Annotated in this window: 10 protein-coding genes; 4 read left to right on the top strand and 6 right to left on the bottom strand. The window is 65.1% G+C overall.

Annotated elements, in window-relative coordinates:
- Positions 1 to 125 precede the first annotated feature (125 nt).
- The 3 genes from prc to L1P05_RS08080 all read right to left on the bottom strand — a co-directional run bounded on the left by prc (position 126) and on the right by L1P05_RS08080 (position 3,485).
- Positions 126 to 2,168 carry a carboxy terminal-processing peptidase gene (prc, locus tag L1P05_RS08090; RefSeq protein WP_034168097.1) on the bottom strand — a complete coding sequence of 681 codons (2,043 nt, stop codon included), beginning with the start codon at positions 2,166 to 2,168 and terminating at the stop codon, positions 126 to 128.
- Positions 2,169 to 2,187: 19 nt separating this feature from the next.
- Positions 2,188 to 2,892 (bottom strand): RNA chaperone ProQ, encoded by a 705-nt coding sequence (gene proQ / locus L1P05_RS08085; protein WP_012848497.1) that lies wholly within the window; start codon positions 2,890 to 2,892, stop codon positions 2,188 to 2,190.
- Between the two features lie 101 nt (positions 2,893 to 2,993).
- Positions 2,994 to 3,485: a GAF domain-containing protein gene (locus tag L1P05_RS08080; protein WP_012848496.1), complete on the bottom strand. Its 492-nt coding sequence runs from the start codon at positions 3,483 to 3,485 to the stop codon at positions 2,994 to 2,996.
- A gap of 226 nt (positions 3,486 to 3,711) precedes the next feature.
- Between L1P05_RS08080 and yebS the strand changes: the two genes are divergently transcribed.
- Positions 3,712 to 4,956, top strand: coding sequence for a membrane integrity lipid transport subunit YebS (yebS, locus tag L1P05_RS08075; RefSeq protein ID WP_012848495.1), 1,245 nt, complete (start codon positions 3,712 to 3,714; stop codon positions 4,954 to 4,956).
- Positions 4,916 to 7,555 (top strand): PqiB family protein, encoded by a 2,640-nt coding sequence (locus L1P05_RS08070; protein ID WP_012848494.1) that lies wholly within the window; start codon positions 4,916 to 4,918, stop codon positions 7,553 to 7,555. Before yebS ends, L1P05_RS08070 begins: the two co-directional genes overlap by 41 nt.
- A 15-nt stretch (positions 7,556 to 7,570) precedes the next feature.
- Here L1P05_RS08070 and L1P05_RS08065 read toward each other — a convergent pair whose 3' ends face one another.
- From L1P05_RS08065 to dsrO, 3 genes are read right to left on the bottom strand one after another with little or no spacing between them, the layout of a single operon-like run.
- A complete protein-coding gene (locus tag L1P05_RS08065; RefSeq protein ID WP_012848493.1) occupies positions 7,571 to 10,657 on the bottom strand; it encodes a tetrathionate reductase subunit A in 3,087 nt (1,028 codons plus the stop codon).
- The gene (nrfD, locus tag L1P05_RS08060; RefSeq protein WP_012848492.1) at positions 10,650 to 11,705 is read right to left on the bottom strand and encodes an NrfD/PsrC family molybdoenzyme membrane anchor subunit; all 1,056 of its coding nucleotides are present in this window, start codon (positions 11,703 to 11,705) and stop codon (positions 10,650 to 10,652) included. Before nrfD ends, L1P05_RS08065 begins: the two co-directional genes overlap by 8 nt.
- Positions 11,702 to 12,466, bottom strand: a complete 765-nt coding sequence (gene dsrO, locus L1P05_RS08055) for a sulfate reduction electron transfer complex DsrMKJOP subunit DsrO (RefSeq protein WP_012848491.1) — start codon at positions 12,464 to 12,466, stop codon at positions 11,702 to 11,704. Before dsrO ends, nrfD begins: the two co-directional genes overlap by 4 nt.
- Before the next feature lie 192 nt (positions 12,467 to 12,658).
- Here dsrO and L1P05_RS08050 point away from each other — a divergent pair, with 192 nt between their 5' ends.
- Both L1P05_RS08050 and L1P05_RS08045 read left to right on the top strand, forming a co-directional pair.
- On the top strand, positions 12,659 to 14,431 hold the full coding sequence (locus L1P05_RS08050) for a sensor histidine kinase (protein ID WP_012848490.1): 1,773 nt from the start codon (positions 12,659 to 12,661) through the stop codon (positions 14,429 to 14,431).
- A complete protein-coding gene (locus L1P05_RS08045) occupies positions 14,428 to 15,051 on the top strand; it encodes a response regulator transcription factor (protein WP_012848489.1) in 624 nt (207 codons plus the stop codon). Before L1P05_RS08050 ends, L1P05_RS08045 begins: the two co-directional genes overlap by 4 nt.
- The last annotated feature ends 35 nt before the right edge of the window (positions 15,052 to 15,086 follow it).

Here is a 15,086-nt window from a genome sequence, read left to right as displayed (position 1 = left end):
TCGCGGGGGCGGAGCTGACGCCAGACGCCGCGGCGTCACTCCCCCTCTTGGCGAGGATCGCAAGACAAAAAAAAGCGCGACCGATGTCGCGCTTTTTTCAGTGAGCCGTTCGGCTCTGCTTACCCCTACTCCTGAGCCTGCTGTGCGTTTTTCTGCTCCAGCAGGGCCAGATCTTCGGCGATTTTCACCGTCTCATTCAGGTAGGGATCCGGCTCCTGATAATCCTTAGGAATATCATCCAGCGAGGCGATCGGCTTCTTGCCCTCCAGCTTCAGCCGGGCGTTGATCCGCTGCAGGCGAATCGCGTCGTCGTCCTTGTTCTCCTTTTCACGCTGAGCGTAGTTCAGAGAGACAATGTTACGGCGCGCCTTGAGCGCCTTGTAGTGGGCAATATCCTGTTCGATGTACTGGAACTCGGGATCTTTGGCGATGCGCGCATCGTGTAGCACGATCAGCTGCGGATCAAAGCGCTGTACATCGCCAGCCTTATTATAGGCGGCGGCGTTGATGCTATCCCACGGCAGCGCGTTATCCTCAAAGCTCTCGCCGGTGTCCGCCGGATCGATACCGGTCGGCATCACGATGTCCGGCGTCACCCCTTTGCGCTGGGTGCTGCCGCCGTTGATGCGGTAAAACTTCTGGATGGTGTACTGCACCGAACCCAGATCCGGCCACTCTGGACGCAGCATCTGATCGTAAATGCGGTTCACTGAGCGGTACTGCTGTACCGTTCCCTTGCCGAAGGTGGGTTCACCCACGATCAGGGCGCGATCGTAGTCCTGCATGGCGGCGGCGAAAATCTCGGATGCCGAGGCGCTAAAGCGATCGACCAGCACCACCAGCGGTCCTTTGTAGTAGACAACGCCGTCGGTATCGTCATCCTCACGCACCTTGCCGACGTTATCGCGCACCTGCACCACCGGCCCGCTGGGAATAAACAGACCCGACAGGGACACGGCCTCTGTCAGGGCACCGCCCCCGTTGCCGCGCAGATCGATGACGATGGCGCTCACGTGCTGTTTCTCCAGCTTCTGCAGCTGAACCTTGACGTCCTCCGTCAGGCCGACGTAGAAGCCGGGAATATCCAACACGCCGATTTTATGGCCATCCACCGTTTTGACACTCATCTTCACGGCGCGATCTTCCAGGCGGATACGTTCGCGGGTCAGGGTGACGATACGGGTTTTGGTTCCTTTACCCGCCGGCAGGATCTCCAGGCGCACCTTGCTGCCCTTCGGCCCTTTGATCAGGGCGACCACGTCGTCCAGACGCCAGCCGATCACATCGACCATCGCCTTACCCGGCTGGCCGACCGCCACGATGCGATCGCCCACCTTCAGCACCTTGCTCTTGGCCGCCGGACCGCCGGCCACCAGAGAGTTAATCTGGGTGTAGTCATCCTCTGTCTGCTGCAGCACCGCGCCGATGCCCTCCAGCGACAGACTCATGTCCGTATTGAACTGCTCGGTATTGCGCGGCGACAGGTAGCTGGTATGGGGATCGATCTCTCGGGCAAACGCATTCATAAACAGCTGGAAGACATCCTCGCTGTTGCCCTGGGTCAGGCGCTTAATGGCGAACTGATAGCGTTTGGTCAGGATCTTCTGGATCTCCGGCCAGTCCTTACCGGCCAGCTTCAGGTTCAGTGCGTCATACTTCACCTTGGCGTACCAGAGCTTGTCCAGCTCGGCGACGCTGGTCGGCCACGGCGCCTTGCTGCGATCGACGTCGATGGTGTCGCTGCCGTCAAAGCTCATCGGCTTTTTCAGCAGCGTCAGGGCGTACTCATAACGCTCCAGGCGGCGCTGCTGAGACAGGTTAAACAGCGCATAGGCCGTATCCAGCTGACCGCTGCGCAGCTCATCGCCCAGCTTGCCTTCGCGATCGCGGAAGCGGGCGATATCCGATGCCAGAAACACGTTGTGGTTATAGTCCAGCATGTTCAGGTAGCGGTTGAAGATTTTCTTCGAGAAGTCTGCGTTGAGGTCAAACTGGCGGTAATGGGAGCGGGTGAAACGTGCGGTCACACGTTCACTGACCGTTGCATGCTGAGGTTCCTGATGCAACTGGGGCAGCTGGACGGCGCCGCTGACGGCGTCATCCGCTGCAAAAACGGTACCTGCAAACAGCGACAGGGCGATTGCCGATACCCGGAAAAAATTGTTCATGCCTGGGTTGGCCTCCGTATCAGAACTGCAAGTGTTCTGTGCGTACAATCATTGCCAGACCGTTAGACAGCTGGACACGTACACCGTCTTTGGTGATCTCGAGTACGGATGCCTCCATGGCATGCTTACCGGCGCTGACCTTCACGGTTTGCCCCAGGTGCAGCTGCTCCAGCGAGGTCACCGGGGTGCTGCGCTGTTCCGTGGTCTCGCTCTTGGCGCGCGGTTTGCGCTCCTGCGTAGCCTTGGCGGCACGCGGTTTACGCACTTCTTTACTGCCCTGCTCAGCGTCACGGCGCACGGTGGGCTTTTTACCCGCCGGACGCGGACGGCGCGGCTCGCGCTTTTCGCCGTTTTCGGCGGCTTCGCGCTTGCGGGCGTCACGCTGTGCCTGGACCCGGGCCTTGGCCTCTTCCAGCTGCTGACGGGCATGCTCTACGTGCTGCTCGTCCAGCACGCCGCAGGCGTTGCCATCCAGATCGACACGCTCTGCACCCAGTTTTACCCCGTGCAGGTAGCGCCAGCTGGATGTGTAAAGGCGGAGTGCTGAACGTAGCTGAGTCTTGCTCAGGCCGTTTTCTTCCCCCTGCATCCGCGCAACCAGATCCTGAAAGATGCCGATCTTTAACGGGCGGGCTTCACCCTCGGTGCTGAAGCACTGAGGGAAACGTTGAGCCAAAAAGGCGATGACTTCTTTACTACTGTTCAACTTTGGTTGATTTTCCATGAAATTTCCTGATTACAACGGGTTTGCCAACCAGCGATGGCATGAACAGGCGACATTATAATGAGGCTACCGCCAAATGCCATGCCATCAGCACCACAACCTTAAGCAAAAGTCACAAATTTTGCCCAGTCGCAGCGCTCCAGATGCTGGCAGAGCGCGCCCACCACGCTTTTCAGGCCTTTTTCATCTTCTTCGTCGAAGCGCTCAAACTGTGTGCTATCGATATCCAGCACCCCGATCGTCCGCCCGTTGACCACCAGCGGCAGCACGATTTCCGCATTGCTCTCCGCGTCACAGGCGATATGACCATCGAAACGGTGCACATCCCCCACGCGCTGCACCTGCCCCGTAGCGCAGGCCGTACCGCAGACCCCTCTCCCCACGGGAATGCGTACGCAGGCCAGTTTGCCCTGAAACGGCCCCAGCACCAGCGTTTGCCCATCCAGAAAATAAAAACCGGCCCAGTTCACCGCGGGCAAGCGCTCATACAGCAGGGCGCTCACGTTGGACAGCGTGGCAATCGCGTTGAATTCACCGCTACACAGCGCGCTCAGATCGCGAGCCATATCGGTATAAAACGTCTCTTTACTCATGATTCTCTCAATGACGATAGGATCCCATTAGCCTGCGCGGGCGCGCCTCTCATAAAATAAGCATTAAATGCGACAACACACAAGCAAAAAGCCGAATAGCGTCGTCTTATCCGCTGACGCCATGTATATTTGCACCACTGTTGTACACAGCTTCTCCGCCAACCATGGGACGATAGATGCGCTATCCGCTAATCCGGCAACGCCACCCATTTCCGGTATTAATGGCATGACTCGCCGAGTCGGCGTCCCGACGCATCGTCTGCGCTGCCCGGAGTGCGATGCGCTGTGCCGTCTCCCGACCATCGACGCACGCCAGTCCGCCTTTTGTCCGCGCTGCGACGCCCGCCTGTATGATGGCCGAGACTGGCCGCTGCCCCGCCTCGCGGCGCTATCGCTCACCCTGCTGGTACTCTTGCCGCTGGCCCTGTTTCAGCCGCTGCTACAGATCCATCTGCTGGGCGTCACGGTGCAGGCCAGCGTCTGGCAGGGCATCGGACAGATGGCCATGCAGGGCGAGATCCTCACCGCTGGCATGGTCGCCTTCTGCGCCATCGTAGCGCCGCTGCTGCTGCCCTCGCTGCTGCTGGCGCTGTACCTCGGCCAGCGACTGCGCCTGAACCTGCGCCCGCTGCTGCTGCTGCTCACCCTGCTGCGCCCGTGGATCATGCTGGATATCTACCTGATCGCGCTGGCCGTCGCCGCCATTAAGGTCCGCGAATATGCCGCCGTCGATCCCGGTCCCGCGCTGCTGGCCTATATCGTCGCCACCCTGCTGACCCTGCTGCTGCTGATCCATCTGAACCTCGAACAGCTGTGGCGCCGCCTGTACCCGCAGCCGCCCCAAACGGCGCCGGACAGCGCGCTGCTGCTATGCCACGCCTGTCGCCATACGGCCCCGCCGGACGCCCACGGACACTGCCGACGCTGCCGCCTACCGCTGCACCGCCGTCAGCCCTACAGCCTGCAAAAAACCTGGGCCACCCTGATCGCCGCCGTGATCATCCTGCTGCCGGCCAACCTGCAGCCCATCTCGATCCTGTACGTCAACGGCGTGCGCATCGAGGACACCCTGCTCTCGGGAACGCTCGCCTTGGCCAACGGGGGGAATCTGCCGATCGCCGCGATCGTCTTTATCGCCAGCATCCTGGTGCCCTTTATCAAGGTGGCGGTCATGCTGTTCCTGCTGCTGGGCATACACCTGCGCCGCGGGGGCGACCTGGTGCGGCGCATGCGCATGCTGCGGCTGGTCACCTGGATCGGTCGCTGGTCGATGCTGGACCTGTTTGTCATTGCGCTGATGATGTCGCTAATCGATCGCGACCAGCTGTTCTCGTTTACCATGGGCGCGGCGGCCTTTTATTTCGGCGCCGCGGTATTTCTGACGCTGCTGGCCGTGGAATGGCTGGACAGTCGACTGATATGGGATGCACATGCCACAACCGACGCCAACGACACAAAATACGCCCAATAACGCGATCGTCAGGCATAAACGTCGCCTGTCGCCCTTCTGGCTGCTGCCGCTGGTCGCGCTGCTGACCGCCGGCTGGATGGGCTATACCACCCTGCAGGGGCGCGGTGAAACGGTGGTGATCACCTTTCAATCCGCGCCTGGCCTGGTGGCCGGACGCACGCCGGTGCGCTTTCAAGGGGTCGAGGTGGGCACGGTTAGCAAGGTCAGCGTCACCCCGGATTTGAAGAGCATCGAGGTCTCCGTGAACATCCAGCGCAGCATGAGCAGCGCCCTGCGCCAGGGAACACAGTTCTGGCTGGTCACGCCCAAGGCCTCTCTGGCGGGGGTCTCCGGGCTGGACGCGCTGGTCGGCGGCAACTACATCGCCATGCAGCCGGGCGACGGCGCGCCGCGCCAGCGCTTTATCGCCCGCGAGGAGCAGCCCAGCCTCCATCCGGGGACCGATGAGCTGCTGCTGCACCTCCGCGCGCCGGACTTAGGGGCGCTCAGCAACGGCTCACCGGTCTATTACCGCAAGATACCGGTCGGCAGCGTCTATAACTATGCCATCGACGACGGGCAACAGGGGGTGCGTATCGATGTGCTGATCGAGCGGCGCTTTGCCCCGCTGGTCAAGGCGGAAAGCCGCTTTTGGAATGTCTCGGGGATCCGCGGCGACGTCAGCCTGTCCGGCATCTCGCTGCAGGTAGAGGGCCTCGCCGCGCTGGTCAACGGCGCCATCGCATTCGACTCCCCGCCGGCGTCCGCCCCGGTACGCCCCGGCGCCAGCTTCACCCTCTACCCTAGCCTGGCCAGCAGCCAGCGCGGCGTCAGCGTCACGCTGGCGCTGCCCGGCGGCGAGGGACTGCAGGCCAACCGCACGCCGCTGCTGTATCAGGGCGTGCAGGTCGGCCTGCTCACCGCGCTGGAGCTCAACGACGAGGGGCGGGTCAGCGGCACCCTGGCCGTCGATCCCAGCGTCAGCGACCTGCTGCGCAGCCAGAGCCGCATCAGCCTCAGCGCGCCCGGCCTCACGCTCAGCCGGCTTAACCTAAGCCAGCTGTTCAACGGCAGCGTCCTCGAACTTCACCCCGGCGACGGCGAGCCGCTGCGCCACTTTACCGTACTCCCCGCCGCCGAGGCGCTGCTGCAGGAGCCGGGGGCGCTGCGCCTGACCCTGAGCGCCCCCCAGGGCTACGGTATCGACGTCGGCCAGCCGCTGCGCCTCAAGGGGATCCGCGTTGGGCAGGTCACCGGGCGCGAACTGCGCGACGACGACGTACAGTTTGAGGTCGTCATCGCGCCGCCGTACCGGCACGCTATCCACGCCGACAGCCGCTTTGTGGTCAACAGCCGCCTCGGCCTACAGCTGGGCGTCAATGGCCTGGCGGTGACCGGCGCCGCCCCGCAGGAGTGGCTAGAGGGAGGGATTGCGATCCTGCCCGGCCAGCGCGGCAAGGCCCTGAGCCACTATCCGCTGTTCCGCGACGCCGCCGCCGCCCGCGATGATATCCGCGGCGAACAGCCTCCGACGACCCTGACCCTGCGCGCCGCCGCCCTGCCGGATATCCAGCCCGGCTCGCCGGTGCTGTACCGTAAATTTCGCATCGGCGAAATCGCCGCCATCGCCCCGCGGCGCGACGGCTTCGATATCGCCCTGTATATCCAGCCCGCCTATCGCCATCTGGTGGGGGGACAGAGCGTATTCTGGGCCGAGGGCGGCGCACGGGTGCAGCTCAACGGCGGCGGTCTGACGGTGGAGGCCGCCCCCCTTGAACGCGCCCTGAAAGGCGCCATCAGCCTCGATAACCTCAGCGGCGTAACGCCCCCCGCGGGCGACCGACGCCCCCTCTACCCGAATGAAACCGCCGCCCGCGCCGTCGGCGGCCAGATCGTTCTCTCAACCTATGACGGCACCCGCCTCTCGCCGGGCATGCCGATCCGCTACCTGGGGATCGACATCGGTCAGCTGGCCTCGCTCAGCCTCAGCGCCGATCGCCGGCAGGTATTGGCGCAGGCGGTGCTCTACCCGGAGTATGTCGATGCCTTTGCCCGAGCGGGAACTCGCTTTTCGCTGGTGACGCCGCATATTTCCGCCGCCGGCGTGAATAACCTGGAGGCGCTGCTGCAGCCGTTCATCAACCTGGAGCCGGGCAGCGGCAACGCGACCCGACGTTTTGAGCTGCAGGATGCGACGCTGAGCGATGCGCGCTATCTGGACGGGATCAGTATCGCGGTCGATACCCAGGACGCCGGCTCGCTGCAGATCGGCACGCCGGTGCTGTACCGCGGTATGGAGGTGGGAACCGTCACCGGCCTAACCCTGGGCAGCCTGGGCGATCGGGTGCAGGTGGCGCTGCGCATTGGCCGCGCCTATCAACGTCTGGTGCGCACCAATAGCGTCTTCTGGCAGGCCTCTGGCTATAATCTGGCGTTCGGCCTGACCGGCGGCGTGGTCAAGACCGGCACGTTCCAGCAGTTTATCCGCGGCGGCATCGCCTTCGCTACGCCGCCCTCAACGCCGCTAGCGCCGGCGGCGCCGACGGGAACCCACTTTTTACTGCACGAGAATCCCCCCGATGATTGGCAGCGCTGGGGAACCGCCATTCCCCTGCGCTGAGGCGCCCCGGCCGCCTTAGCTCGCCAGCCGCCGAATGCGGGCGGGCAGCCCCTGGCGGGCGGCCGAGCCGACCACCCAGTCCAGCAGCAGCCCCGGGCTCTGACGGGTCGGGTCAACCAGCCCCAGCTGGTTCAGGCTGACGCCCGCCAGCGTCACCGGCGGCGCGGGCTGCGCCCGTCCGTCGATGATATGCGACCGGGCGCCCAGCTCCCAGTGGCCATAGCCGTGCTCAACGGCGATCACCCCGGGCATCACGCTGTCCAAGATCATCGCCTGCGCCCGCAGGGCGCCGCCCGGCGTCGTCACCTCGACGGCATCGCCGTTGCCGATCCCCAGCCGCTCGGCGTCCGTTGGGTGCAGGTAGATCGGATTATCGCGCTTCACGGCGCACAGGCGCGGCGACAGCGCAGACACGGCGCTGTGAATATTGGACTTGTAGCTGGTCAGCTCAAAGGGCCACGCCTCCTGCGGCCAGCGCTCGCGCAGCGGCGTACCGTCCGCCAGACGCGGCGCCATCCAGGTTGGACAGCCGCAGTAGCGCTCGCCGGTCATGCTGTTGCGCGCCGCCGCCACCTGCGCATTCCACACGGCAAACGGGCGACGGTAGCGGTGGGCCATCATCTCTCCCTGATAGCGCAACGCCGCGTCCTCAAAACGACCGCCGCGCGCCAGTACGCTGGCCACCGGCCCCACCTCAGCCGCCGGCAGCGTCGCCTGCAGCAGCGGCAGCAGGCGATCGACCCCGCTCAGCGCCACGTCCTGCGCCGTCGCCGGCGCCACCGGCGTATCCAGCTGCGCCAGGTTGGCCGTGGCGCGCAGGTAGTACTGCTCTCCGCTGTCGATCGCCAGCCACTCCCCCTGCGCATTCTGCTGCGCCCGGGCGCCAAAGCCGGGCAGCGCCAGCCGCTTGGCCAGGTCGATCAGGAAATTCTCCAGGCTGATCGGACGACCGTCCGCCGTCCGCGCGCTCAGCGGCGTCACCGCCGGCCAGCGCACCGTCGCCGCCCGCGTCGGCACCCCTTGCCAGATCCCGGCGATCCCCCAGCTCTCATAGGTGACCGTATCCGGCACCAGATAGTCGGCCAGCGCCGAGGTCTCGTTGATAAAGGCATCGACCGCCACGATCAGCGGCAGCTGCGCCGGGGAGCGTAGGCGATCCTCCAGCAGGGCGCGCAGCCCCGGCACCCCGTACAGCGGGTTTGCGATGTGGCTGATCCACGCCTTCAGGCGGTAGGGATAGCCGTCCAGCGCGGCGCACAGCTGCTCGGTCAGCAGGGGCGCCGACAGCGGATACCACGGCGCCCGCGAGGGATAGGGCGAGACGCCCGCGGCGACCTTCTCACGGTACTCGCTGCTCTGCTCATAGTGCGCCTTGCTGCGCGACAGCATCAGACCGCCGGGCTTGACCTTGCCCGGAAAGCGCTCGAAGTCATAGCACGGCCCGCGACCAAAGGCGGGATAGGCCGGCGGCTTGGCCATCATCCCCCCCTTCAGATTAATATTCCCGATCAGCACATTCAGCATCAGGATGGCATAGGCGGTATAGAAGCCGTTGGCATGCATGGTTCCGCCGTGGGTATCCACCGCCGCGCGCGTCCCGTGGGCGGTAAACTCCCGCGCCAGCGCAACGATATCCGCCTCGGGCACCCCACAGATGTCGCTGTACTGCGCCAGCGTCAGCTTTTGCGCCTCGTCGCGCAGGCAGCTCAACGCGCTTTTTACCCGCAGAGGACCCTGAGCGCCGCTAAGCTCGGTATCCACCCACAGCTGGGCCGGCGCCGCGATCTCAGCGCTGACCAGCGCGCCGTCCGCCGCAGCCAGCACCAGCGCCGGAGGGTCCTGCGTCTCCGAAACGCCCCCCGGCAGATCCGAACGGCGCAAAAACTGCCCCTCGCGCGGGTGCCCGGGCTGACAAATCACTAGATGCGTCGCATTACACCAGTGGGCCTGGCCGGCCTGCATCATGGCCGCCTCGCCCGGCTGGCTGAGGTAAGCGGCGTTGTAACGCTGCTGCGCCAGGATCCAGCGGATCATCGCCAGCGCCAGCGCCGCATCGGTGCCGGGGCGGATCGGCAGCCAGCGGTTATTATCCCCGGCCGCCAGGCTGGTGCTCACCGGCTGCGACGGCGCTACCACCACGTAGCTAAATCCCGTCTGGGTTCGCGCGGCGGCCAGCTGGCGCGCCTGGCGCTTAAAGGGGTTTCCCGACTGCGCCGGTGAGGTGCCGATATACAGCACAAACTCCACCGCCTCCAGATCCGGCTTCATGTGCGCGTTCTTATCCAAATCGTGCATCAATGCGCCGGAGCCGGCGCGAAACGAATAGCCGCAGTACGAACCGTGATGGCCAAAGTTGCGGGTGCCGAAGCTGTTCAAGGCAAAGCGTTTAATGATGTGATCGCGCCCTTCATCGCTGGCGTTGGTCACCAGCAGCTGGTTGGCCCGCGGCCCAAACTCCGGGTGCGCCGCATCCAGCGGCGTGGTCAGGTCTCGCAGCGAACGCAGCCCCTCCACCGGCCCCTCGCCGAACAGATCGCCGCCGTCGCAGATCTCCTGCAGCAGCTGCTCATAGCTGATGGTTTGCCAGCGCCCCTCGCCGCGTTTCCCCACCCGCTTCATCGGCTGGGTGATACGGTACGGGCTTTCACGGATCTCCAGCATCCCATTGCCGCGGGCGCAGGCGGTCGAACGCCCCATCAGCCCCGCCTCGCCCGCCAGAGAGCGCCAGGCCTGCGCCAGCGGCGTGGCGTAGGGGATCTGCTGCTGCTGAGAGAGCGGATGGTAGGGATTCCCGCCGATGCGCAGGATCCGTTCGCTGTTATTATCGATACGCAGGCGCACCCCACACAGGGTCCAGCAGCCAAAGCACATCCCATTGGCCAGGCGCTGCTGCGGGTTGACCGCCAGCCGCCCTCCGCCGTCGATACGCAGCTCCGGCTGCAGCGCGTTGCCAAACTGGGCGCTACGCGTCGGCTCACCGGCGCTGCCCTGCGTCACCTCGCGCGCCGCACGGCGCACCGTCGTGGCATAGCCGGCGGCGAACACGGCGCCGCCGCCCGCGGCCAGCCCCAGCTTCAGTAAATGACGTCTGCGTTTATCCATTTTGTTGCTCCACCGCGTCAGCGCGCGCCTCAATCAGTTCAGTCAGGATCGCCGCCAGGCAAACCCACAGTCCCGCTATGGCCAGGATCCCCAGCCACCCCTCGCTGCCGATCGCCAGCGTGTAAGGGTAAATCCCCGCGTCATAGCGGGGGACCCGCTGTACGTCGATCAGGGTCAGCCAGCGCAGCGAGGCCGCCGCGCCGATGGCCAACAGGGCGACCGGCCAGCGCCGCTGCGCCAGCCACCGCGACGCCGCGAGCGTCAGCAGCAGCAACAGCGCGGCGGGCCACGCCTGTGCACGCATAAACGAAAGCCCCTCCGCCCCGACCCGCCCCGTGGGCCAGAATAGCCAGCAGGCCAGCAACAGCAGGCTCGCCAGCGCGGCGCTGCAGATCACCGCGCGCAGCAGACGCCGATCGGTCGCCGTGACCGGCTGATCCAGCAGGCCGCGCACCAGCGCCCACAGCCCCACGCTGGCCAACGGCGCGCTGCACAGCCACAGCCACGGCAGCACCCACTGGTGCCACAGCGGACGCGCCGCCACTATCCCGACCTCGCTGCCGGTATACAGGGCGATGCTGGCGCCGGACAGCAAGGTCAACAGGGCGCAGAGGCGCACCAGCGCCGGCGCCGCAGACCAGCGCCCCGCGGCTAACAGGATCAGCAGGGGGCTCCAGCGCGTCCGCGCCGCCTCCTGCAGCGCGGGACGCAGGCAGAGCCACCCGGTGACGACGCCCAGCAGGGAGAACAGCGGCAGCAGCAGCGCGCCGCGCGACATCCATGAGCCGGGCGTTAGATAGGCAAAAAAGTGCCAGGCACGACCGGGCTGATGCAGATCGGCCGTCAGCGCCAGCGGCCCGACCACGCAGGAGATCAGCAGCACCAGCGCCATCGCGCGAATAAATGTGACACTGTAACTATCGCGACGCCGCAGCGCCAGCCACAGCAACAGCGCCGCGCCATAGGCACTGCCGATATAAAAAAAGTACTGCACCGCCCACGGCAGCCAGGCAACCGGCTGCGGCGCTACCAGGATCTCGCTGATCATTCGCCTATCTCCTCATCACCGTACAGCGCCGCCTGCCCGCTGACCTGGCTGACAAACGCGGCGTCGAGCCCCAGGTAGAACACCCGCGGCGCCGTATGCTGCTCCGGCTTCAGTACATAAACCGACGCCCGATGCTGCGCCAGCAGGCGGCTCAGGGTGCTGTCGGGATCGTGCATATCGCCGATGATGCGCGCCCCGCCGACGCAGGACTCGACGCAGGCGGGCAACAACCCCGCCTCCAGACGGTGGGCGCAGAAGGTGCATTTATCGGCGGTCAGCGTCTGCTGATTGATAAAACGGGCATCGTACGGGCAGGCCTGAATACAGTAGGCGCAGCCGACGCAGCGCCGGTTATCCACCATCACGATGCCATCGTCGCGCTGATAGGTCGCCTGCACCGGGCAGACCGCGACGCAGGGCGGATTTTCACAGTGATTACACAGGCGCGGCAGCATGAACATCTGGCTGACGCCGTTTGCCGCGGCGCCGCTGACCTCATACTGCTTTACCGTGGTGCGAAACTGGCCGATGGGCGGCAGGTTCTCCATGCAGCAGGCAACCGTGCAGGCCTGGCAGCCGACGCACTTACGCAGGTCGATAATCATCGCCCAACGCTTACCGCGCATCCCCTGTCGCGACGCCGTCTCCGCCAGCGACTGCGCCGCCAGCGCCTCCCCCCACGGCAGCAGCGCCAGACCGGCGCTGACGCTGCCGATCCCTAACAGCAGGCGCCGCCGCTGTTGTTGTTTGTCATCCTGCATCACACTCTCCCCGCGCAGCGCATCTGCCCCGTAATGTCACAGTTCCACATATCTTCGCTCGCTTATTGATTGGCGTGATTTATTATGGGCGGCAGGGAAAAGACCTTCCTATTGTGGAAAACCACAATAGCGTTTGATTGCTGACCTATATCAAAATTAACCATCGACTGAATTTCTGAGCCTGAATACCCGATGACCCCGCTGATGCGCTACGGCAGCCCATGGCTGGCCCTGCTTTTGCTGCTCCCCGCCCGGGCGGCACCCACGCCGCCGCAGACGGTGACCATTGGCGTGCTGGCCACCCGCGGAACCCAGATGGCCGAGCGTCAGTGGCAGCCGCTGGCCGACTGGCTCAGTCAGCGACTGCCCGCCTATCGCTTCCACCTGCAGCCCTATGACATCAGCGCGCTGGACAGCGCCGTGCGTCAGCAGCGGCTGGATTTCGTGATTACCAATCCTGGACAGGCGGTCACGCTGGGGCGGCACTACCCGCTCTCCTGGCTGGCGACCCTGAAAAGCCCGCAGCGCCACGGCAATACCAACGTCATCGGATCTGCGCTGATCGTGCGCAGCGACAGCCGCCTGCGCCACCTGGCCGATCTGCGCGGCAAAAATATCAGCGCCGTCTCGCCCCAGGCCTTTGGCGGCTACCAGACACTGCTCTACCGCCTGGCGCGCGAAGGCTATGACTACCGCCACTTCTTCGCCCAAACTCGCTTTGCCGGCTTTCCGCTGGATGCGCTGATCTACCGCCTGCGCGATGGTGAAACCGACGCCGTGATCGTGCCGGTCTGCCAGCTGGAAACCATGGTGGCCGAAGGACTGATCGCCCCCGGCGCCTTTCGGGTCATCGATAATATCGCCCCGCCCGACTTTCGCTGCCAGAGCAGCACCCTGCTGTACCCCAATTGGTCATTTGCCCGCACCGCGCAGGCCAGCCCCGCGCTGGCCAAACAGGTCGCCGGGGCGCTGTTGGCCCTGCCGGAACATCACCCGGCGGCCCAGGCCGCCGGATCGCGGGGCTGGAGTGCGCCGGAGAGCGCTTACAGCGTCGAACAGTTTTACCGGCGCCTGGAGGAGACCCATCCCCCCGGCCTTACCCTGCGCGCTCTGCGCTGGCTACAGGAGAACCAGGCCTGGCTGTGGGGCGCGCTGGGGGTGCTGCTGCTGCTGACCCTGTACCACCTGTGGCTAGAGTGGCGCTTCCAGCGTACCCAGCGGCGCCTGCTGGACGCCGAGGCGGATCTCAACCGTAAGCGCCTGGCGTTAGAGCACGCTCAGCGCGTCGCCATCGTCGGAGAGCTGGGCACCAGTTTGGCCCATGAGCTCAACCAGCCGCTGGAGGCGATCAAAAACTATGCCGACGGCTGCCTGCTGCGGGCGGAGCGGCAGGCCCCCGTCGATACGCTGATCCCCGCGCTGGGACACATCCGCCAGCAGGTCAGCCGGGCCGACGCCATCGTCAAGCGCCTGCGCAGCCTGATCCGCCGCACGCCTGAGCCCAGCCAGATCCTAGCCCCCCATGACGTCATGGACGATACCCTGACCCTGCTGACCAGCGAGCGGCGCCGCCACGCTATCACGCTAGAGCGACAGCTCAGCGGAACGCCGATCCGCGGGCGCTACGACGCCGTTGGACTGCAGCAGCTGCTGCTTAACCTGCTGAAAAATGCCATTGAGGCGCTATCCACCCAGACGCCGCCGCGCCGCATCACGCTCGATCAGCGCTATCTTCCGCAGGCCTACCGGCTCACTATCGACGACAACGGCCCAGGTCTTCCCGGCGAGAGTCACCGCGTCCAGCAGGCCTTTTTTACCACCAAGCCCGATGGCCTCGGCCTGGGGCTCTCCATTTGCCAGCAGGTCACCGAGACGCTCGGCGGCACCCTGACGCTGGAGAACCGCCCGCAGGGCGGCTGTCGGGTCACCTTGACCCTTCCCTATCCGGCGGAGGAGACGCCATGAACACACCCGCTACGGTCTATATCGTCGACGATGACGCATCGGTGCGCGATTCGCTGGGATTCATTCTCGAAGGATACGGCATGGCGGTCGCCGCCTACGCCGACGGCAACGCGTTCCTGACGGGCGCCGATCTGACCCTGCCCGGCTGCGCGATCCTGGATCTGCGCATGCCGGGACTGTCCGGCATGCAGGTGCATCAGGCCCTGCGCGAACGAGAGAGCGTGCTCGGCGTTATCTTCCTGACCGGCCACGGCGATGTCCCCCAGGCGGTCGAGGCCCTGCGCCACGGCGCCTGCCATTTTCTGGAGAAGCCGGTGGAGAGCGATAGCCTGCTGCACGCCATCAGCGCCGCCCAGCGCGTCTCCCTTCAGCGCTCGCGCGCAGCTCTGATTCGACAACGCCTGGCGCGTCTGACGCAGCGGGAGCGGCAGACCTTCGATCTGCTGTGTCAGGGGTTAAAAAATCAGGCCGTCGCCGACCGCATGCACGTCTCGCTGCGCACGGTGGAGGTACACCGCGCCAATATCAGCCGTAAGCTGGAAACCGCCTCACTGATCGCGTTTATCTGTCAGCTGAACGCCGAGCCCGCGGGCGACATCTGTCCATCCGCCTCAAAATGAATATTGCATATGCCAATTACAGGGTGTATATATTG

This window comes from Edwardsiella piscicida (genome assembly GCF_021733145.1).
Lineage (GTDB): Bacteria > Pseudomonadota > Gammaproteobacteria > Enterobacterales > Enterobacteriaceae > Edwardsiella > Edwardsiella piscicida.
The sequence above is the reverse complement of the archived record's forward strand: the minus strand, read 5'-3'. Positions and strand labels throughout refer to the sequence as shown.